The sequence below is a fragment of the Rhodococcus sp. no. 34 genome, assembly GCF_054589475.1.
This window is the reverse complement of sequence record NZ_BAAILK010000023.1, coordinates 249,602-270,666: the sequence shown is the minus strand read 5'-3', so window position 1 is coordinate 270,666 and position 21,065 is coordinate 249,602. Positions and strand designations below refer to the sequence as shown.

The 21,065-nt window shown below is 63.0% G+C and carries 20 protein-coding genes; 17 read left to right on the top strand and 3 right to left on the bottom strand.

Annotated features, from left to right (window positions below):
* Positions 1–57: 57 nt before the first annotated feature.
* From ACYP01_RS07245 to ACYP01_RS07205, 9 genes are all read left to right on the top strand, one after another.
* Positions 58–1,551 carry a condensation domain-containing protein gene (locus ACYP01_RS07245; protein ID WP_003940824.1) on the top strand — a complete coding sequence of 498 codons (1,494 nt, stop codon included), beginning with the start codon at positions 58–60 and terminating at the stop codon, positions 1,549–1,551.
* A complete protein-coding gene (locus tag ACYP01_RS07240; protein ID WP_075832831.1) occupies positions 1,551–3,014 on the top strand; it encodes a condensation domain-containing protein in 1,464 nt (487 codons plus the stop codon). Before ACYP01_RS07245 ends, ACYP01_RS07240 begins: the two co-directional genes overlap by 1 nt.
* Before the next feature lie 118 nt (positions 3,015–3,132).
* Positions 3,133–4,038, top strand: a complete 906-nt coding sequence (locus ACYP01_RS07235) for a sulfurtransferase (protein WP_003940962.1) — start codon at positions 3,133–3,135, stop codon at positions 4,036–4,038.
* On the top strand, positions 4,035–4,451 hold the full coding sequence (locus tag ACYP01_RS07230) for a SufE family protein (protein ID WP_003940804.1): 417 nt from the start codon (positions 4,035–4,037) through the stop codon (positions 4,449–4,451). Before ACYP01_RS07235 ends, ACYP01_RS07230 begins: the two co-directional genes overlap by 4 nt.
* A gap of 4 nt (positions 4,452–4,455) precedes the next feature.
* On the top strand, positions 4,456–5,856 hold the full coding sequence (locus ACYP01_RS07225) for a condensation domain-containing protein (protein ID WP_003940858.1): 1,401 nt from the start codon (positions 4,456–4,458) through the stop codon (positions 5,854–5,856).
* 138 nt (positions 5,857–5,994) lie between these two features.
* On the top strand, positions 5,995–7,791 hold the full coding sequence (locus ACYP01_RS07220; protein ID WP_030535031.1) for an acetyl/propionyl/methylcrotonyl-CoA carboxylase subunit alpha: 1,797 nt from the start codon (positions 5,995–5,997) through the stop codon (positions 7,789–7,791).
* 76 nt (positions 7,792–7,867) lie between these two features.
* Positions 7,868–8,293, top strand: coding sequence for a DUF1707 SHOCT-like domain-containing protein (locus ACYP01_RS07215; protein WP_003940708.1), 426 nt, complete (start codon positions 7,868–7,870; stop codon positions 8,291–8,293).
* Positions 8,293–8,643, top strand: coding sequence for a hypothetical protein (locus ACYP01_RS07210; RefSeq protein ID WP_003940792.1), 351 nt, complete (start codon positions 8,293–8,295; stop codon positions 8,641–8,643). Before ACYP01_RS07215 ends, ACYP01_RS07210 begins: the two co-directional genes overlap by 1 nt.
* Entirely contained in the window at positions 8,640–9,002 is a 363-nt protein-coding gene (locus tag ACYP01_RS07205) for a VanZ family protein (RefSeq protein WP_003940977.1), read from the top strand. Before ACYP01_RS07210 ends, ACYP01_RS07205 begins: the two co-directional genes overlap by 4 nt.
* On the opposite strand, the gene ACYP01_RS07200 is transcribed toward ACYP01_RS07205, so the two are convergent.
* Entirely contained in the window at positions 9,003–9,803 is an 801-nt protein-coding gene (locus ACYP01_RS07200) for a tyrosine-protein phosphatase (RefSeq protein ID WP_003941008.1), read from the bottom strand. It abuts the gene before it with no gap.
* A 130-nt stretch (positions 9,804–9,933) separates the two neighbouring features.
* Here ACYP01_RS07200 and uraD point away from each other — a divergent pair, with 130 nt between their 5' ends.
* The 6 genes from uraD to ACYP01_RS07170 all read left to right on the top strand — a co-directional run bounded on the left by uraD (position 9,934) and on the right by ACYP01_RS07170 (position 16,634).
* The gene (gene uraD / locus ACYP01_RS07195) at positions 9,934–10,452 is read left to right on the top strand and encodes a 2-oxo-4-hydroxy-4-carboxy-5-ureidoimidazoline decarboxylase (RefSeq protein ID WP_459679144.1); all 519 of its coding nucleotides are present in this window, start codon (positions 9,934–9,936) and stop codon (positions 10,450–10,452) included.
* Complete coding sequence (gene uraH, locus ACYP01_RS07190) at positions 10,449–10,778, top strand: hydroxyisourate hydrolase (protein WP_003940720.1); 330 nt, start codon at positions 10,449–10,451, stop codon at positions 10,776–10,778. The genes uraD and uraH overlap by 4 nt, the downstream gene beginning before the upstream one ends.
* 64 nt (positions 10,779–10,842) lie before the next feature.
* Positions 10,843–11,745 (top strand): factor-independent urate hydroxylase, encoded by a 903-nt coding sequence (pucL, locus tag ACYP01_RS07185; protein WP_037129153.1) that lies wholly within the window; start codon positions 10,843–10,845, stop codon positions 11,743–11,745.
* Between the two features lie 53 nt (positions 11,746–11,798).
* Positions 11,799–13,112 (top strand): 8-oxoguanine deaminase, encoded by a 1,314-nt coding sequence (locus ACYP01_RS07180; protein ID WP_232508911.1) that lies wholly within the window; start codon positions 11,799–11,801, stop codon positions 13,110–13,112.
* 7 nt (positions 13,113–13,119) lie between these two features.
* Entirely contained in the window at positions 13,120–13,929 is an 810-nt protein-coding gene (locus ACYP01_RS07175; RefSeq protein WP_003941021.1) for an FAD binding domain-containing protein, read from the top strand.
* Entirely contained in the window at positions 13,926–16,634 is a 2,709-nt protein-coding gene (locus tag ACYP01_RS07170) for a molybdopterin-dependent oxidoreductase (protein ID WP_003940681.1), read from the top strand. The genes ACYP01_RS07175 and ACYP01_RS07170 overlap by 4 nt, the downstream gene beginning before the upstream one ends.
* On the opposite strand, the gene lat is transcribed toward ACYP01_RS07170, so the two are convergent.
* Complete coding sequence (gene lat / locus ACYP01_RS07165) at positions 16,631–17,959, bottom strand: L-lysine 6-transaminase (RefSeq protein ID WP_037129069.1); 1,329 nt, start codon at positions 17,957–17,959, stop codon at positions 16,631–16,633. The genes ACYP01_RS07170 and lat overlap by 4 nt on opposite strands.
* A gap of 65 nt (positions 17,960–18,024) precedes the next feature.
* Positions 18,025–18,489, bottom strand: coding sequence for an Lrp/AsnC family transcriptional regulator (locus tag ACYP01_RS07160; protein WP_003940830.1), 465 nt, complete (start codon positions 18,487–18,489; stop codon positions 18,025–18,027).
* Between the two features lie 30 nt (positions 18,490–18,519).
* On the opposite strand from ACYP01_RS07160, the gene hglS reads away from it, so the two are divergent.
* Together hglS and ACYP01_RS07150 are read left to right on the top strand one after the other, a co-directional pair.
* Positions 18,520–19,815: a 2-oxoadipate dioxygenase/decarboxylase gene (gene hglS / locus ACYP01_RS07155; RefSeq protein ID WP_064074932.1), complete on the top strand. Its 1,296-nt coding sequence runs from the start codon at positions 18,520–18,522 to the stop codon at positions 19,813–19,815.
* On the top strand, positions 19,802–21,065 hold a 1,264-nt coding region (locus tag ACYP01_RS07150; RefSeq protein ID WP_459679139.1), incomplete at its 3' end, for an aldehyde dehydrogenase family protein. The genes hglS and ACYP01_RS07150, both read left to right, overlap by 14 nt.

The window sequence follows — 21,065 nt, the reverse complement described above, 5'->3', positions numbered from 1 at the left end:
GTCGTCTGCCCATTTTCTGAGCAGGCTTCTCGACGACACACGCAGGAGTTCTACTCGATGGATCTGAACTTGATCACCCATTGGCACCCGCTTCCTGGGCGGGTAATCGAATGGGGCGTCACGCATGCTTCCGCTCAACGAGCCGCCGAAGCCGAGATCGACCGAGAACTACCCCCGACCACGATGCAGGATCGCCACCTGCGACGCGCCCGCGTCACCGCAGAGAAGGGCGATCCGCAGTCTCCGTGGATCGGTATCGCCTTCGATTTTGCAGGAACACTGGACCGCGACGCCATGACGCGAGCCCTTCAGCGCTACATCCGTCGCCACGACACGCTGCACAGCTGGTTCTCGTTCGACGAAGCAACCACCGACGCTGCGGACACCTCGTTCGAGGTCCGTCGACACGTGGTGCCGGTCGAAAGCATCGAACTCGAGTACCGCGTGGGCGACGACGTCTCCGAATCCGAGGCGATCCGCGCGCTCGTCGCGACCAAGTTCGCCACCGAAACCAGCGCGCTGCAGTGGCCGGCCTTCGTGTTCGGTGCCGTCGAGCACCACCATGCCGACCTCGAAGCCGATCCGAGCTTCACCCTGTTCCATGCGGTCGACCACGCCCATTCGGACATGAACTCGATGGTGTTGATGTACGCGGAATTGCGTCAGCTCTACGCAGCGGAAACGACCGGGTCACATCCCGAACTGGGCCCCGCGGGAAGTTACGCACAGTTCGGTCGCGTCGAACGCGAGCGAACAACCGAACTGACGATGCAGTCACCCGAAGTGCACCAGTGGCTCGGTTACCTCATGCGCAGCGGCGGCTCGTTCCCCGGATTTCCGCTCCCGCTCGGGGCCGAAGACGCGCCCAAACCGGCAATCGGTTCACGCTTCGACCTGGCCGATGACATCGAGTGCGAGAAGTTCGGTGCGGTCTGTAAAGCCAACGGCGCCAACTTCATCGGTGGAATATTCACCGCGCTCGCGATTGCGGAATTCGAACTGGCCGGGCGCGACAAGTACATCGCCCTCTCGCCGGTCAGCACACGAACCGAGGCCGACTCGTTTGCACAGGGCTGGTACATCAACCTGATCCCGGTCGGCATCGACGTCGACGACAAGCGACGCTTCACCGAGTTGGCAAAGCTCGGGCAGCAGGGGTACCACGACGGCAAGGCACTCCTCGATGTCTCCGTGCAGCAGGTCATCGATCTGGTTCTGTCGAGCTTGGCCGAGTCGGATTCCGCACCCGGCGGACTGTCGAAGACGCTCACCCCGCCGCCGATCGTCTCGTACATCGACGGCCGCCGCATGCCGGATCCGTACAGTTATGCCGAGACGAAGGCAACGGGAATCGTCGGCGGCAAAGAGACTCAGATCGCGTCGATGTGGATCAACCGGATGCACACCGGAACCTGGATCGCCGTGTCCCACCCTGACACCCCCATTGCCCACGAATCGGCCACCCGCTTCGCCGAGCACGTCTCCAAGATCATCAAAACTGTTGCAGCTCAGGGCGACTACTCGTTCGCGGCACCAGAGGGAGCGGCCTGATGCATGTCACCTCGATCGATCGATACGGACTCGAGCCCGGAATCGTCACCGAATGGTCGCTCCAGCCCGCGGACGGCGCCGTCACCGAGTCGGAAGTACCACCGTCGTACAACCAGCATTTTCACCTCGAGACTGCGCGAACACACGGCATGGGCCGAAGTGTGTGGATGGCAGCCGCATTCGACCTTCCCGGAGAACTGAATCGGCCTGCACTCGATCTCGCGCTGCGCCTGTTCATCAGTCGCCATGACACTCTGCACACAGGATTCGAGGTGGGCGAGTTCACCACCACCCGAATGGGACTCGATCCCGACGGCACACACATCGAGACTTCGGAACCTCTGAAATTCGATTCGACCGAAGACCTCCGAGCGCATCTCAAGAAGCGATTCACGACGGTATGCGATCCACTGACCTTCCCTGCATACACGTTTGCCACGGTCGAACGCGAAGAGCACTACACGGTCCTGAGCGCGTTCGATCACACACTCGTCGACGGCTACTCGTTGGTCATCGCTCTCGGGGAACTGCGACAGATCTACGAGGGACTGATCGCCCTACCCGATCTGACCGACCACGAGGCCGTCGACGCAGTGATGAGCCGACTGGGTGACCCGGGAAGTTTCGTGCGGTACTGCGAACTGGAGGCAGACGCTCTGCTTCCAGTCGACAACGACCCTCGAATCCGCGAGTGGGCAAGGTTCTACGAGATCTGCGGTGGCACATCACCGAGTTTCCCCTTGGATCTCGGCGTCGAGGGCGGAAAGCCCGCGCCGCAGGGCGCCGATGTGCGCGTGCTGCTCGACGAGGAGTTGACGGCGACGTTCGACGAGATCTGCCTATCCGCCGGCGGTAGCGTGTTCACCGGAATCCTCACTGCGATGGGACTTTCCGTCCACTCGTACACCGGGCAGTCGACGCTTCCGCTGCAATTTCCGCTTCACATTCGCAAAGATCCGCGTTGGGCCGACGCGATCGGCTGGCTCACCACCAGCGCGCCGATCACGGTCCAGATCACTCCCGATGCGGATTTCGGTGCATCCCTTGCACATACGCACGCGTCGTTCCGAGTTGCGTTGACGCTCGAGGGCGTCACCATGGCCCAGGTTCGAGATGCTTTGGGCGACAAGATTCGACGCACGCGCACCGACGTCTTCATGGTGTCCTACATCGATTACCGCAAACTACCCGGCACAGACGATCATGATCTCCTCAACGCCCATCACATCAGCAATGTGACGGTCGCCGACGATGCCCAGTTCTGGATTTCGCGAACGAACCGTGGTCTCTCGCTGCGTTCACGCTTTCCCGACACCGAGACGGCAAACGACACCATGGTGAATTTCCTCACCGAACTCGACCGGATTCTGAGAGAGGTCTGCGCCCGGGGCGTGACGCCGATCGGAAGTGTCACCGAACAATTGAGAGATTCGAGCGTCGGAGCAGGAACACCGAGGATTTAGGGTCGGCAACGGGCACGAGCAGGCAGAACCTGCTTCCGGGCGTCTCACCTTGCGCACAGCGCATAGAATCGATCAAGTCCGTGTTCGAACCGAACGATTCGTCTTCAGGAGTACGCCCGTGCCCGTTGCCCCCGATCCCTCAACCGCGTTTGCCGAGTTCGCGCATCCCGACCGGTTGGTCTCGACGGAATGGCTCTCGGCGAATCTCGGTGCGCCGGGCCTCAAGGTTGTCGAATCCGACGAAGACGTGTTGTTGTACGACGTCGGCCACATCCCCGGAGCCGTGAAGATCGACTGGCATCTCGACCTCAACGATCCGGTCACCCGCGACTACATCGACGGTGCGAAGTTCGCAGAGTTGATGAACCGCAAGGGCATCGGCCGCGACGACACCGTGGTCATCTACGGCGACAAGAGCAACTGGTGGGCGGCCTACGCACTGTGGGTCTTCACTCTTTTCGGCCACGAGGACGTCCGTCTTCTCGACGGTGGCCGCGATGCGTGGATCGCCGAGAACCGCGACACCGCTTTCGACGTTCCCGACATCACGTCGACCGATTACCCGGTCGTCGAGCGCAACGACGCTCCCATCCGCGCATTCAAGGACGACGTTCTCGCGCACTTGGGCGACGGGCCGCTCATCGACGTGCGATCTCCGCAGGAGTACACCGGCGAGCGCACCCACATGCCCGACTACCCCGAAGAGGGTGCGTTGCGTGGTGGACACATTCCCAGCGCGCTCAGCATCCCGTGGGCGAAGGCAGCGGCACCGGACAGCCGCTTCCGCACCCGTACCGAACTCGGCGAGATCTACGGCGACCTGTCGGCCGACGACAACATCGTCGCGTACTGCCGCATCGGTGAGCGTTCCAGTCACACCTGGTTCGTGTTGACTCATCTTCTCGGCTACCCGAACGTTCGTAACTACGACGGTTCGTGGACCGAGTGGGGCAATGCCGTGCGCGTCCCGATCGTCCAGGGCGAAGAGCCCGGCGCCGTTCCGTCCTCTGTATCGGCGTCATGAGCGCTCTTCCTTCGGCTCTGGCCGAGATCGTCGACGACTTCGCGGCCGTCGGCGCCTCGGACAAGCTCACCCTTCTTCTCGAGTTCAGCCGAGAGCTGCCGCCGTTGCCGGCGGAGCTCGAGCAGAGCGCGATGGAGCCGGTCCCCGAATGTCAGTCGCCGCTCTTCCTCTCGGTCGACGATTCGGATCGCGACAACGTCCGTCTGTACTTCAGCGCTCCCCCCGAGGCTCCCACGACGCGTGGTTTCGCATCGATCCTCGCGCAGGGGCTCGACGGCCACAGCGCCGACGAGATCCTCGGTGTACCCGACGACTTCTATTCGGCGCTCGGTCTCGCAGAAGCCGTGAGCCCGCTCCGTCTGCGCGGAATGTCGGCCATGCTCGCGCGCATCAAGCGGCACTTGCGGGGCTGAAAACATGGAGTTCACCGAACTGGCCGACTATGCGATTCCGGCCGGCGCACTCGTCGAATGGTTGCCGTGCGCAACCGGGCCCTGGGTTCCGGATCCGCGGCCCGTCTCCTACATTCACGAGGCACATCTCAACCGTTCCGCTGCAGGCGCAGGCGACAAGTCTTGGCTGGGAACAGCTTTCGAGATTTCCGGCCCGCTCGACGTCGATGCGTTCCGAGTCGCTCTCGGCCGGTGGATCGACCGTCACGAAGTTCTGCGCTCGCATACCGTCCTCGAGCCCTCGAGCGGCGAGATCACCCGGCACACGGTCCCGCTCGGCGGAATCGACATCGGGGTCGTCAGCCACGGCTACGACGCGTCCAGCCAGGACAACTTCGACCACCTTCACCGCCTGTTCGACGATTACGCGTCCCCGCACAGTTGGCCGTCGTACGTCTTCGCGACGTTGACGCCCCGCGGTGGCGACGGTCCGTTCACCGTGTTCTTCGCGGCGGACCACTCGATCATCGACGGGTTCTCGATCGTGCTGGTCGCTCACGAGATCGCAGCTCTCTACCGCGAGGCCTCGACCGGTAGTGCTGCAAATCTGTTTCCGGTGGGCAGCTACGTCGATTTCGGTGCCGTCGAACGCGAGCAGATGGCCGACATGGAAGCCGAGAAGGCTGCGGTCGAGATCTGGCGAAAGGCTCTCGGCACGGACGGTCTACCCCAGTTCCCGCTACCGATCGGAGACCGTGGAACCGATTCTCAGAACGGCCTGTCGACCTGGCTGCTCGACGCCGACCAGTCCAAGGCCTTCAGTTCGACGTGTGCAGCCACCGGCGTGGGGTACTTCGCCGGACTTCTCGGCGGACTTGCCGCTGTAGGTCGCGAAGTCGCGGGATCCGATCGATTCGAGGTCGTGACGCCAGTTCACACCCGCAGCGCTCAGGAGTGGGCGGGCGCGCTCGGCTGGTTCGTCGGACTGTGCCCGGTCGAGTTCGCCGTTGGATCGGACTGTTCGTTCGGCGACCTCGCGACACGCGCCGCCGAATCCATCGCTTCGGTCAAGCCTGCCGCAGCTGTCCCGTTCGATCGGATCGGTGAGCACCTCGAAACCCCGATCCGACCGCGATTCGTCGTGTCCTACATGGACGTTCGCTTCGTGCCCGAAGCCGCACAATGGCCCGAATGGAACGCCAGAGCACTTCGAAGCAAGGCATATACGCACGACGTCTACATCTGGATCAACCGCACACCCCAGGGACTCAACCTCGCGGTCAGGTACCCAGGCAACGAGACGGCGAACGCCGCGGTTCACGCCTACGTGGCCGCACTGCGCCGGACCATCGAAGAAATCGTCACCGAACCGGACGCCGCCACCTCCGACAGCTACTCATCGGTAGTTTTCGAAACCGTTTCCTAAGCCGGAGTGGGCTTTAGCGATCCGGTTACAACCAGCGCCGAAGCGATGCATACACTCCGAAGTGATGCCAATCCCCCGATGGTGAAATCCCAGAGGAATACACCGCGGAGACAGACTATGCGAACCACAGGAGGCTCAGTGCCCAGTCATGCCAGCGCGCACATTACGAAGGTGCTTGTCGCGAACCGCGGTGAAATCGCGGTACGGGTCATCCGGGCGGCCAAGGATGCCGGCTACGGCAGCGTTGCCGTTTACGCCGAGCCCGATGCAGACGCGCAGTTCGTGAAGCTCGCAGACGAGGCATTTGCCCTCGGTGGACAGACGTCCGCCGAGTCCTACCTCGTGTTCGACAAGATCCTCGACGCAGCCAAGAAGTCCGGCGCCGACGCCATCCACCCCGGCTACGGTTTCCTCTCCGAGAACGCCGACTTCGCCCAGGCCGTCATCGACGCGAACCTCATCTGGATCGGTCCGTCACCGCAGTCCATCCGCGACCTCGGCGACAAGGTCACGGCACGCCATATCGCAGAACGCGCGAAGGCGCCGATGGCAGCAGGCACCAAGGATCCCGTCAAGGGCGCCGACGAGGTCGTCGCATTCGCCAAGGAATACGGCGTCCCGGTTGCGATCAAGGCTGCCTTCGGTGGCGGTGGACGCGGCATGAAGGTCGCCCAGACCATCGAGGAAATCCCCGAGCTGTTCGAGTCGGCCACCCGTGAGGCCATCGCAGCCTTCGGTCGCGGCGAGTGCTTCGTCGAGCAGTACCTGGACAAGGCCCGCCACGTCGAGGCTCAGGTCATCGCCGACCAGCACGGCAACGTCGTCGTCGCCGGTACCCGCGACTGCTCGCTGCAGCGTCGCTTCCAGAAGCTCGTCGAAGAGGCTCCCGCTCCCTTCCTGACGGACGACCAGCGCGCACGCATCCACGCATCCGCCAAGGCCATCTGCAAGGAAGCCGGCTACTACGGCGCCGGAACGGTCGAGTACCTGGTTCAGGGCGACACCATCTCCTTCCTCGAGGTCAACACCCGCCTGCAGGTCGAGCACCCCGTCACGGAAGAGACCGCGGGCATCGACCTCGTGCGTCAGCAGTTCCTCATCGCCAACGGCGAAGAACTCTCCATCAAGGAAGATCCCACCCCGCGTGGACACTCCTTCGAGTTCCGCATCAACGGCGAAGACGCCGGCCGCGGCTTCATGCCTGCCCCCGGCCCGGTCTCCGTCTACCGTGAGCCCACGGGCCCCGGCGTTCGCGTCGATTCCGGTGTCGTTGCCGGCGACGTCATCGGCGGACAGTTCGACTCCATGCTCGCCAAGCTCATCGTCACCGGCGCCACCCGCGAAGAAGCCCTCCAGCGGGCATCGCGCGCTCTGGCCGAGTTCGAGATCGACGGCCTCGCGACCGTTCTCCCGTTCCACCGCCACATCGTCGAGAATCCGGCATTCATCGGCGACGGCGAGAAGTTCGACATCTACACCAAGTGGATCGAAACCGACTGGGTCAACCCCATCGAGCCGTACGCAGGCGCCGGTGCTCCCGTCGACGACGAGGACGAGGCTCTGCCGCGTCAGAACGTCGTCGTCGAGGTCGGTGGACGTCGCGTCGAGGTTTCCCTCCCGGGCCAGTTCTCGCTCGGCAACGGCGGCGGCGCTGCCTCCGGTGCGATCCGCAAGAAGCCGAAGGCGCGCAAGCGCGGCGGCGCCGGCGGAGGTGCAGCATCGGGTGACGCTGTCACGGCTCCGATGCAGGGCACCGTCGTCAAGGTTGCAGTGACCGAAGGCCAGGAAGTCGCAGAAGGCGATCTGATCGCCGTTCTCGAAGCCATGAAGATGGAAAACCCCGTCAACGCGCACAAGGCCGGTGTCGTCACCGGACTGTCCGTCGAGCCGGGTGCAGCAATCACGCAGGGAACGGTTCTCGCAGAACTGAAGTAGGGCCTCCGGCCCCGTGCGCCTTTCCGGTAGTCCCCACTACCGGAAAGGCGCACAGTCGTTTGAGTAGGCTGTAACGATGGCTGACGTCCCCGACATTCGCATCGGCACTGCAGAACGCGAGCAGGCACTCGATCTCCTGAGCGAGCACTTCGCCGCAGGCCGCCTCACCGTCACCGAGTTCGACGAGAGAAGCGGAATCGTCAGTGCCGCAACAACTCGCAGTGAACTCGTTCCGGTGTTCGCCGATCTTCCGGGCAACTACCAAGCCCCCGGCACCGCTCCCCTGTCGATGGTGACGCCTCCCGACGCGCCGGCGGAGCGAGGCTTCAACCCCGACTGGTCCGGTCGCGTCATGGCCGTCGTCCCGATTCTCGCGGTGATCCTGTTCTTCGTCACCGGTACCTGGTTGTGGTTCCTCGCGATTCCCCTGGCCGGTGCACTGCTGTTCGGTACCGACCGGGAACGCAAAGCCAAGCGCCGCCGCGAGCGGGACTCCGACTGATGGAGCCGATCGAGATCAACGCAGGCGGCTGGTATCTACGCGCACTACGCGCAGACGAGCGTGTGGACGACCGCCCCGCCCTTGCCGATGGTGGTATCACCGACCCCGATTACGTGAGTCAGCGAAGCGCTCAGTGGCACGAAAACAGCGTCTACTCCTGGGCAGTGTGCCAACCCAACACCGGTGAGCTTCTCGCCGAGGTCGTTCTGACGCCTCTCGACTCCACCGCCCTGCTCACCGGCTGGGCCCGCGACGGGCACACCGAGGCGCTCACGACGGCCGCCGACGCCGTCACCAGATTCGCCGAAGGTGCACTCGGACTCGTCGTCGTCGAGGGGCAGACGAATTGAAGAACAACCGATACTGGCCGTTGGCGATCGCCGTGGTCATTGCCCTGATCATGCTCTTCTCCCCGGGTTCCACCGTGCCCTCGAGCCCGGAGAACACCGACAAGATCACTCACACGCTGATGTTCGCGGTATTGGCGATCACCTCGTTGCACGCGCGGATCCCGGTGTGGCTCACGGCTGTTTGGTTGTTGATCTTTGCCGCGACGTCCGAGGTTCTTCAAGCAGCGCTGCCCATTTCGCGTTCCGGTTCGATCTGGGACGGCAGCGCCGACCTGCTCGGCATCGCCATCGGGATCGGTATCGTCAGCCTCTTGACGAGGCGACGAACTTCCCGCCGAGACGAACCGAGCAGGTCCTGATCAGCTGAGCAGGTTGCTCCGCAATTGGTCCTGGGTCGACGCGTCGATCTTCAAGCCGTCGGTGAAGTAGGCCTCGATGGATCCGTGTACCTGCGCGAGCTCTGCCATCGACGCCTCCAGGTACTCGCGCCTGACACCGAGGACACCCTCGAGCAGGGTCGGGTCGATCCCCTTGGCCTCGAATCGCTCGAGGAGCGGCGCGAACATCGGCAACAAAATCTTGTTGGTTTCGAGGTAGTCCGCGAAGACCGCGTCCTCGGAAGCGCCCAGGAACAGAAGTAACGCGGCGGCGGCCCAACCCGTCCGATCCTTGCCCGTGGTGCAGTGAATGAGTGCCGGCGAGCTGGGCGGCTGGGCCAAGTCGACGAACAGTTGCCGGTACGACGCGACCGCACTCGGCAAGCTCACGAAATCGCGGTAACTTCCCTGAAAGTACTCGAGCGCCTGGCCGCTGCCCAATGCTTCGGCAGCAAACGCCGGGTCGGCGATCATCTGCTGCATCTGAGCCGGAATGGCGCGATACTGCTTGTCCGCCAATACGTCCAGGCCGATTTCTCGGATACCGTCCGGCGTCAGATCCGGTGCCGTCTCGCGTTCGGATTCGGTGCGCAGATCGTAGATCGTGACGATGCCCAGATCGGCGAGGGTCTGTGCGCCGTCCGCACTGAGCGATGCCAGATCGGTGGAACGAAACACGATCCCGGTGCGGACGGTGCCACCGAAGCTCGATTCGGGGCCACCGATGTCTCGGAGGTTCGCCAGGGACGGTACGACGGAAGACAGCTTCGGAGTATCGGTCATACCTGAGAATGTATCGGTCGCCGAGAAACCGTGATCGGGGAAGAGCAGCCGGAGAAATAAGATCGAGACACATCATCTCCCGTAATTGCTGCGCTACAGATCCGTAACATGCTCAAGTAATCCTGTGGACATGCCTACAACGAATTCCAGTGGTCTCGGAGCCTTCGATGCGCTCGGTGACCACCAGGCAGTCGCGGCGCTGCTCGAGTGTTGCCATTCCGCCGTGTGGGCACAGGAAATCGCCTCGTCTCGCCCGTTCGCCGATCTGGAAGCTCTGTTCGACAAAGCAGATGCGGTGCTGGCCGAGCTTCCCGAGTCCGAGATCGACGACGCTCTCTCCGGCCACCCACGAATCGGTGAGCGAAGCGAGAGCACGGCCTCTACCCGTGAACAGTCGGGAGTCTCGTCGGCGACAGAAGACGTACTCGCGGAACTTCGACGGAAGAACGCCGAGTACGAAGAGACATTCGGCCATGTTTACCTGGTCTGCGCGTCGGGGAAATCTGGAACGGAGCTCCTCGACATCCTTCGAGGTCGTCTCCGAAACGACCCGGCGACCGAGCGTTCCGTGCTTCGAACCGAATTGGCCGCCATCAATCGGATCAGACTCGCCCGTCTGATCGATGCACTCGCCGGAGGCACAGCATGAGCAAGACCCTCAGCACGCACGTTCTCGACGCGACGACGGGCAACCCCGCGGCGGGGATTCGCGTCGAACTTCGTGATCGAGACGGCGCCTCCGTCACCACTGCGGAGACCGACTCCGACGGCCGCATCCCCGAACTTGCTCCCAGTGGCCTGACCGCCGGTCACTACACCCTGACTTTCGACACCGGAACGTATTTCGAGACCAACGGACAAGAAAACTTCTACCCGGAAGTGACAGTGACCTTCCGGGTGGACGACACGGCACGGGGCTATCACGTCCCACTGTTGCTGTCGCCCTTTGCTTATTCCACCTATCGCGGGAGCTGAACACGTGACTACCGAAAACATCACGACCGGCAACATCACAACCGGCAGTACGAACACCGAACGGTTGAGCGGATCGATCGAACTATCGGGTCACCAGTACGGCAAAGCGGAAAATCGAGTAGTCCGAATCTATCGAGACACCCCCCGTCACGAAATTCACGACATCAACGTCTCCACCTGCCTGCGTGGAGATTTCGCCGACGCATACCTCACCGGTGATCAATCGAAGGTTCTGCCGACCGACACGCAGAAACAAACGGCCTACTCCTACGCCAAGGAAAAGGGTCTGATCTCGATCGAGACGTACGGACTCGAACTCGCCCGTCATTTCGTCGACGACATCGAACCGGTCAGTGGCGCGCGGATCGAGATCGAGGAATACGCCTGGGAGCGTGCGATTGTCGACGGCAGCGAGCACGACTACACCTGGATTCGGAAGGGTCAGGAAGTTCGGACGGCGTCGATCACCATCTCCGATACCGGGACATGGGTGATCGGCGGCTTGAAGGACCTGGTGATCCTCAAATCGACCGGTAGTGAGTTCTCGGGTTTTCTCGAAGATCCGTACACCGTTCTCGAGCCGACCGACGACCGCGTCATGGCGACGACGTTGGTCGCCCAGTGGCGATTCGTCACCACCGACGTCGACTGGGAATCGGTCTACGCGGGCATCAAGGCACAGATCGTCAAGCAGTTCGCACAGGTACATTCACTTGCCCTGCAGCAGACGCTCTTCCACATCGGCAAGGCGATCCTCGAGGAATTCCCGATCATCGCGGAGGTTCGACTGTCCGCACCCAACAAGCATCATTTCGAATATGCACTCGGCCGCTTCGGAGTGGAGAACGACAACGAGGTGTTCCACGCTGCGGACCGTCCGTACGGCCTGATCCAAGCTGCGGTCAGCCGATCCGACGCACCAGACGCGGGACCGTCGTGGACCACCTACGCCGGTTGGTTGTCGTGACCGAATCAGCTCTCGGGGCAACACTCGTCGTGGCGGGCGCTCATGTGGTCACGATGGACGGCGACCGCTCCGAGTACTCAGACGGCTATGTGGTGATCTCGGGCAACAAGATCGTCGACGTCGGCGCCGGAACGCCACCCGAATACCCGGGTGCGCAAGTGATCGACGGGAGTGGTTGCCTGATCACGCCGGGTCTGGTCAACACACATCATCATCTCTACCAATGGATCACCCGAGGCCTGGCCGCGGACTCGACGCTTTTCGAGTGGCTGACCACCCTGTACCCCGTCTGGGCAGGTATCGACGCCGAAGCCGTCCACGTGGCGGCCACCGGCGGCCTCACGTGGTTGGCGAAAACCGGATGTACGACCACCACCGACCACCACTACGTCGTTCCCCGCGACGCCGGCGACGTTTTCGAGGCCGAGATCACCGCGGCTGCGCAGGTCGGCCTTCGATTCCACCCGTGTCGTGGGTCGATGGATCTCGGCCAGAGTTCCGGCGGCCTGCCACCGGATCACGTCGTGGAAAAACTCGATGACATCCTGACCGGCACGCAGTCAGTGATCGACCGTTGGCACGACCCGAATCCCGGATCGATGCTGCAGATCGCGGTAGCTCCCTGCTCACCCTTCTCGGTGACGGAGGCATTGCTCCGCGAGTCCGCCACGCTGGCCCGCGAAAACGGCGTGCGTATGCACACGCATCTGGCCGAGACACTGGACGAGGAGAGATTCTGCCGCGAGCATTTCGGTTGCACGCCGGTCGAATACATGGAACGAGTCGGCTGGGTGGGCCCGGACGTCTGGTACGCCCACGCAGTCCATCTCGACGACGCCGGTATCGAGACGATGGCGCGAACCGGAACTGCGGCGGCGCACTGCCCGACCTCCAACGCGCGCCTGGGAGCCGGTATCGCCCGTGCCGCCGATCTGGTGAACGGCGGGGTCACCGTGGGGCTCGGCGTGGACGGCGCGGCGAGCAATGAAGCTTGCAGCCTGATCGAGGAGTCTCGTCATGCACTTCTGTTTGCTCGCGCGAAGGGCGGACCGCAGACGATGACGGTGCGAAAAGCCTTGGAATTGGGAACGATCGGCGGCGCACGAGTTCTGGGCCGCGAGGGCGAAATCGGATCGATCGAGGTCGGAAAACTTGCCGACCTGGCGGTGTGGAAACTCGACACCGTCGCGCATGCCGGCATCACCGATCCGGTGGCGGCGCTCGTACTCGGCTCGACTCCCCCGCTGAAGTTACTGCTCGTCAACGGGCGAATCGTAGTTGCCGACGGACGAGTCACCACCGTCGACGAGGACGTCGTGGCCTCGGATGTCGCACGCGCACACCGCGATCTACTCGGAAAGGCTTGAGGTCGCGATGGACCTGCACAGCGTCGACGAAGTTCTGGTGCCGCGGACCCGCGCCGAACTCCCCTGTGCGTCACCCGGCATCGGGTTCATCGGTGGCGGCACCTGGCTGTACTCGGAACCGCAGCCGCACCTGACCACCCTTGTCGACCTTGCGGGCTTCGACTGGGAAGCTGTGGCGGTCGGCGATCTCGGTCTCGAGATCGCGGCCACCTGCACCATCGAGGAACTGTGCCGCGCCGAACTTCCCGCATCCTGGCGCGCCGCAGCGCTGTTCCAACACTGCGCTGACGCACTGCTCGCATCGTGGAAGGTGTTGCGATACGCGACAGTCGGCGGCAACATCGCGCTCTCCTTCCCGGCCGGAGCGATGACGACTCTGTGCACCGCTCTCGACGCCGAACTGACGATCTGGCGTCCGGACGGTACCGAATACTCGTTCCCCGTAGTCGATTTCGTCATCGACGATTCTCGAAACGTACTCAGGTCCGGTGAGATCATCCGCAGTGTCCGGATTCCCGTGCATGCATTGACTGCACGTACCGCGATGCGAAAGCTGGCTCAGACGTCACTCGGGCGATCGGCCGTAGCCGTGGCCGGACGCTGCGGCGCCGACGGTTTCACGCTGGCGATCACCGCCGCGACCCGCCGTCCGTACGCTCTGAAATTCGACGAACTCCCCGACGCCACAGCACTTGCGGATGCGTTGCGCAGCAGGATTCCGGAAGACGCCTACTTCACCGATGTCCATGGAACTGCGCCGTGGCGGAAGGCGATGACCGAGCTTCTTGCCGAAGAAATCCGAGGTGAACTGGAATGAAGTACTCGGTGGACGGAGTTCCGCGCGACGACCAGGCCCGCCCAGGACAGTGCCTGCGAACCTTCCTCCGTGAGCACGGAGCGAACTCCGTCAAGAAGGGGTGCGATGCCGGAGACTGCGGCGCCTGCTCGGTGCTGGTCGACGGACACCCCACCCATTCGTGCATATTTCCCGCCCATCGCATCGACGGCCGCGACGTCGTCACCGCCTCCGGTCTCGGAACCCCGGAGAAACTTCACCCCATTCAACAGGCATTCGTGGACGCGGGCGGATTCCAATGTGGTTTCTGTACAGCCGGAATGGTAGTCACCGCATCAGCGTTGTCGGTCGAGCAAAAATCCGATCTCGCGTGCTCGATGAAAGGTAACCTGTGCCGCTGCACCGGTTATCGGTCCATTCGTGACGCTCTCGCCGGTACATCCAATACAGAGACCGCCAAAATAGGCGGGGCACAAGGGCGTTCGATCGCAGCACCGGCGTCCGCGCGCATCGTCACGGGAACCGAGCAGTACACCATGGACTTCTCCCCGGGTGAGAAGCCGGTCGACCTGCTTCACGTCGCAGTACTCGGCAGTCCGCACGCACACGCACACATAAGCCGGATAGACACGGCAGCAGCCGAAGCGGCGCCGGGCGTCACCGCGGTCCTCACTTTTCATGACAGTCCGGACGTGCTGTTCTCGACCGCCCGGCACGAGGACCGCAACGACGATCCGGACGACACGCGCGTGTTCGACAGCACCCTCCGTTTCCGCGGCCAGCGCGTAGCCGCGGTCATCGCCGAAACCCCGACGCAGGCGGAACGTGCACTCTCGCTGATCGAAGTCGACTATGAGGTACGCGACGCGGTATTCGAACCAGATCTGGCGCGTTCCCCCGGCGCTCCACTCCTGCACGGCGACAAGGACGAGAGCTCGCGGATCGCCGAGGCCCCCCGCAACGTGGTTGCCGCGCTTCACGATGGCGTCGGCGATCTGGACCGTGCGCTCGCAGATGCGACTGCAGTCGTCGAAGGTACGTGGAAAACTGCGCGAGTCCAGCACGTGGCCTTGGAAACTCACGGCGCAGTGGGGTGGCTCGACGAGGAGGGCCGTCTCGTCATCAGAAGCAGCACACAGGTGCCGTTTCTGGTTCGGGACGAATTGGCCCACATCTTCGATCTCGATCGCAGCCGAATCCGGGTGTTCGCAAAACGGGTAGGCGGGGGTTTCGGCGGGAAGCAGGAATTACTCACCGAGGATCTGGTCGCACTGGCCGTCTTGAAGACCGGCAAGCCCGTAGCCTACGAGTTCAGCCGAAGCGATCAGTTCACCATCGCACCGTCACGGCATCCGATGCGAGTATCGGTGCGTGCGGGAGCCGACGCCGACGGAACTCTCACTGCGCTCGCTATCGACGTGCTTTCCGACGCGGGGGCGTACGGGAACCATTCGATCGGAGTCATGTTCCATGGGTGCGCCGAATCCATGGCGGTCTATCGCGCTGCGACCAAACGCGTCGACGCCGAAGCGGTCTACACGAACAACGTTCCCTCCGGGGCCTTTCGTGGTTACGGGCTCGGCCAGATCATCTTCGCCGTCGAGTCGGCCATGGATCAGCTCGCGGATCGTCTCGGCATGGACCCCTTCGAGTTTCGGCGGCGCAACGTCGTCGTTCCCGGAGACGATTTTGTCGACTGGCACGTCGAAGACGGTGATCTCGAATTCGGCAGCTACGGACTGGACCAGTGCATCGACCTCGTCGACAGTGCACTGTCGAGCGGGCGCGGAGAGGCTGCACCGGCTGGGTCGCGTTGGCAGATCGGTCGGGGCATGGCAATTGCCATGATCGCGACGATCCCGCCGCGTGGTCACTTCTCCGACACCACCGTCGCACTCGAGGCCGACGGTCGGTACGTCGTGAACATCGGCACCGCTGAGTTCGGCAACGGAACCACTACGATTCACCAACAGATCGCGGCCACCGAATTGCGGACGACAGTCGATCGCATCACGATTGTTCAATCCGACACCGATGCCGGCGGATACGACACCGGAGCATTCGGGTCGACAGGAACGGTGGTCGCCGGAAAGGCGCTCCTGATCGCCTGCGAGCGCCTTCGCGAGCGGATACTGACCCGTGCGGTGCGATCGAGCGGTCGCGGCGCGCAGATCGACGACCTTTCGCCGGACGGTGTCGAAACGTCCCACGGTTGCCTCGATTTCGCGACGCTACTCGAAGGTGGCCCGCTCGCCGCTGACGGTCGCCACGACGGGACACCGCGCTCGGTCTCGTTCAACGTTCACGGTTTTCGCGTTGCCGTCGACACGAACACCGGCCGGGTGAAGATCCTGCAGTCGGTTCAGGCCGCCGATGCCGGCACTGTCATGAACCCGGCACAACTGCGAGGGCAGGTGGAAGGCGGTGTGGGACAAGCGCTCGGCGCTGCGCTGTCGGAGGAGATCGTCATCGAAGAAGGTCGGGTGATCAATCCGCAGTTGCGCAATTATCACGTTCCCCGGATCGGGGATTTGCCGATCACCGAAGTACTGTTTGCCGACACGTACGACAAGCTCGGGCCTTTCGGCGCGAAATCGATGAGTGAGGCCCCCTTCAATCCTGTAGCACCGGCGTTGGCAAACGCGATTGCCAACGCGTGTGGAGTGCGTATGTACTCCACACCGATGACACCGGATCGAGTGTGGGAACAGCTACAGAGGCCCTAGGTCTCGCGTGCGAGCACGCGATCGACCGCGTCGACCGCGTCGTCCAGCTCACTGGTGGTCACCGTCAGCGCGGGCCGGAATCTGATTCCCCTCTTCCCGGTAGGCAGTATCATCACGTGCTCGTCTTCACGCAGTCGCTGTACGACGCGATCGCGAAGGTCACTGTCTTCCAGAGTGATCGCGCACATGAGGCCACGACCGCGCGGCTCGGTTGCCGCCGCGTACCGCCCGCAGACTTCGGTCAACCGGGCAAGGAGATGCGCACCCGTGAATCGCACGCGGTCGATCAGTCGGTCCTGCTCGACGACTTCGAGTATCCGCCGGGCACGAACCATGTCGGTGAGGTTGCCACCCCACGTCGAATTGATCCGAGAACTGACGTGAAACACGTTGTCATGCACTTCATCCACGCGCCCGCCGGCCATGATTCCGCACACCTGCGTTTTCTTGCCGAACGCCACCACATCCGGACTGAGACCCAATTGTTGGTAGGCCCAGGCAGTTCCGGTGATTCCGCAACCGGTCTGTACTTCGTCGAGAATGAAGAGGGCGTCGTTTTCGTGGCACAACTCCTGCATCGCCTGCAGAAATTCCGGCCTGAGGTGATGGTCGCCGCCCTCGCCCTGGATCGGCTCGGCGATGAAACAGGCAATGTCGTCGGGGTTGTCGGCGAAAGCTCGGCGCGCTTGATCGAGAGCTTGCCTCTCCGCAGCTTCGACATCGCGGCCGTCTGCCAGGTACGGCGAGTCGATACGTGGCCAGTCGAACTTGGGGAATCGCGCGACCTTGCCCGGTTCGGTGTTGGTGAGCGACATCGTGTAGCCACTGCGGCCGTGAAAAGCCTCGGTCAGGTGCAGGACCTTTGTCCCCAGATCTGCTGACAACCCACGGCTTTCGTTCCACCGACTCTTCCAGTCGAAGGCAACCTTGAGTGCATTTTCCACCGCCAGGGCTCCGCCGTCGACGAAGAACAAGTGTGGGAGTGCCGAATCCCCCAGTACCCGAGCGAAAGCCGCAACGAAGCGCGCCATGGGTTCGGTGTAGATGTCGGAGTTACTCGGCTTGTTGGAGGCCACGACAGCCAACTCCTGTTGAAACTCCTCGTCGCCTGTGATCGCAGGGTGATTCATACCCAGGGCCGAAGAGCCGAAGAAACCGAACATGTCCAGATACTCGGTTCCGTCTCGCAGGTCACGGAGATAGGAACCCCGCGACCCTTCGACGTCGAGAATCAGATCGAATCCGTCGACGAGGATGCTGGCCTTCAACACGTCGTAGACCGGAAAGAGCGCACTGTCACCGAAGTCTCGCATCGCAGTACTCATACGCGAAGGTTATGTCAATTTTCCGGGAGTGTCGATAGAGGACCGTAAAAGTTATTGAACAAGCGTCATTCGTCGTAAAAAGTTTGTAGGATGATGGTGCTTCGTGTGTTGACGTTGGCTGCCGTACGGATCTCCTGCAGCAATCGCTCCAACGCCCGAGGTGACGCCACCCGGACCAGGAGGACGTAGCTTTCGCTCCCGGCTACCGAGTGACACGAGACGACCGCCGGCAGATGACGCAAGCGGGCAGGCGCATCGTCGGGCTGCGAGGGATCGAGAGGAGTGATGGCGACAAATGCGGACAGATTGTGACCGAGTGCCTCCGGATCGATCTTCGCGGAGTACCCACGGATCACCTTGCGAGATTCCAAACGACGCACTCGCGACTGGACTGCGGAGATCGAGAGTCCAGCCTTCTCAGCAAGACTCGCGAGAGTGGCACGGCCGTCCAAGACCAATTCACGCATCAAAAGTCGATCGGTTTCGTCGACCGGAACACCGGCAACGTCACTGGTTTCTGTTTCTCGCACCTGCGCAGGCTAACGCAATCGGACATTCGTATGGTTGAAACCTGGGAGCTACGTGCACGGTTCGCAGCGGCCCTCGCCAAGATGTATGGCGACGAGGTCCCCGCTTACAACACCTTGGTAGATGTAACGATGCAGGTGAACCGTGATTTTGCCGCCGAACATCCGGATTCTGCGGAGCGCCTGGGCAGCCTGGCGAGAGTCAGCGCCGAGCGTCACGGCGCCATCAGACTGGGGACTCTCGACGAACTACGTGACGTAGCCACCGTCTTCGGCGGATTCGGTATGTTTCCGGTCGGCTATTACGACCTCCGGCTCACCGACTCCCCCATTCCCGTTGTCTCGACGGCATTTCGCCCCACCGATCCCGCCGAACTCGCCCGGAACCCGTTCCGCGTTTTCACCTCGGTGCTGACCAGTTCCGATTCCAGGTTCTTCGACACCGACCTCGAGCGTCGGATCACCGGGTTTCTGCGTCGCCGGACCCTGTTCTCTCCCGAACTTCTGCAGTGGGCACGTCAATCGAGTCGCGAGGGCGGCCTGACGGAGCCCGAGGCGACACAGTTCGTCGATGCAGCGACCTCGGCGTTTCGGCTCGGCACCGATCCCATCGACGCGGGCTGGTACCGCGAACTCGCCGCAATCTCGCCTGTCGCTGCAGACATTGCGGGGCAGGGCTCGACCCACGTCAATCACCTCACCCCGCGAGTGCTCGACATCGACGAGTTGTACCGCCGCATGACCGAGCGCGGTATCACCATGATCGACCGCATCCAAGGCCCGCCGAGATGGAGCGGACCACCACTACTTCTGCGGCAGACGTCGTTTCGTGCATTGGCCGAAGACAGACTCTTCCGTCAGCACGACGGATCGGTCACCACTGAGCCCGTCCGCGTCAGATTCGGCGAGGTGGAGGCACGCGGAATCGCGTTGACCCGCAGCGGGCGAGCGATCTACGACCGACTGATCGCCACGCCCGAGGACGCCGACTGGGACAGCGAATTTCCGCACTCCGAAAGCGAACTCGATGCCGCGGGGTTGGCGTACTTCACGTACCGAAACGAAGGAACTGTTGTCGTCCGCGACCCGATCGTCTACGAGGACTTCCTACCTGCCTCCGCGGCCGGGATCTTCGCATCCAATCTCGATTCCGTGACCGGATTCGTTTCCGATGCGCCCGGCGCCGAATACGGGCAGGATCGATTGGAGGGCGCCATCGACCGCACCATCGAAGATCCGTTCGAGCTGTACCGCGCACAACAAGAGGCGTCACGTGCCGTGCTGCCTCCCGCCCACAACAACAGAGGACTCCCCAGTGAACCTGCCTGATTCTTCGAGCCTCGCCGATCGCGCCGAAAGCGCCCTTGCCGCGTGCGGTGTCGAGTGGCCCGCCGGCGACCTGAGCGCACGAACCCCCATCACCGGTACGCAACTGCGTACCGTTCGGCAGCACTCCGGTCGAGAGGTCGACGACGCCGTCGAGGCGGCTCATCGAGCGTTCCTCACCTGGCGAACCGTTCCCGCTCCGGCGCGCGGCGCGGTCGTACGCCGGCTGGGCAGCTTACTGACCGAGCACAAGGATGACCTCGCGGAAATCGTGACGTTGGAGGCCGGGAAGGTCACCTCGGAGGCTCTCGGCGAGGTACAGGAGATGATCGACATCTGCGAGTTCGCCGTCGGTCTCTCCCGGCAGCTCTACGGACGCACCATGCCGTCCGAGCGTCCCGGACACCGGTTGACGGAAACGTGGCACCCTCTCGGCGTTGTCGGAGTCATCTCCGCGTTCAACTTTCCCGTCGCGGTGTGGTCGTGGAATACCGCCATTGCTCTCGTGTGCGGCGACGCCGTCGTCTGGAAGCCTTCGGAGACCACGCCGCTGACTGCACTGGCATGTGACGCCCTCCTCCGACGCGCACTCGCCGACTGTCAAGCACCGATCGACGTTCACCAGTTGGTCGTCGGCGGACGTGACGTCGGTGAGGCTCTCGTGGACAACCCACTCGTGGCCTTGGTCAGCGCCACCGGTTCCGTGAGGATGGGCCGCGCCGTGGCTCCGCGGGTCGCCGAGCGCTTCGGACGAAGTCTCCTGGAGCTGGGTGGAAACAACGCCGCAGTCGTCACGCCGTCAGCGGATCTCGAGCTTGCCGTGCGCGGAATTGTCTTCTCCGCCGCTGGAACTGCCGGGCAGCGCTGCACCTCACTGCGCCGGCTCATCGTTCACGAGTCGATCGCCGACAACGTCGTCGACCGCGTTGCGTCCGCGTACGCGCAACTCCAGGTCGGTAGTCCCTTCGATTCCGGTGTTCTGGTCGGGCCGCTGATCAACGAAGCCGCGTTCGAGACGATGCAGAAATCGCTCTCGGCCGCACGCGCGGACGGCGGAACTGTGGTGTGTGGCGGGGACCGCGTCGGCGATTCCGGGTTCTACGTGACACCTGCCCTCGTTCGTATGCCCGCACAGACCGAGGTGGTGCGGGCGGAGACTTTTGCACCCATCCTCTACGTCTTGACCTACACCGACTTCGACGACGCCATTGCGCTGCACAACGGCGTACCTCAAGGACTTTCGTCCTCGATCT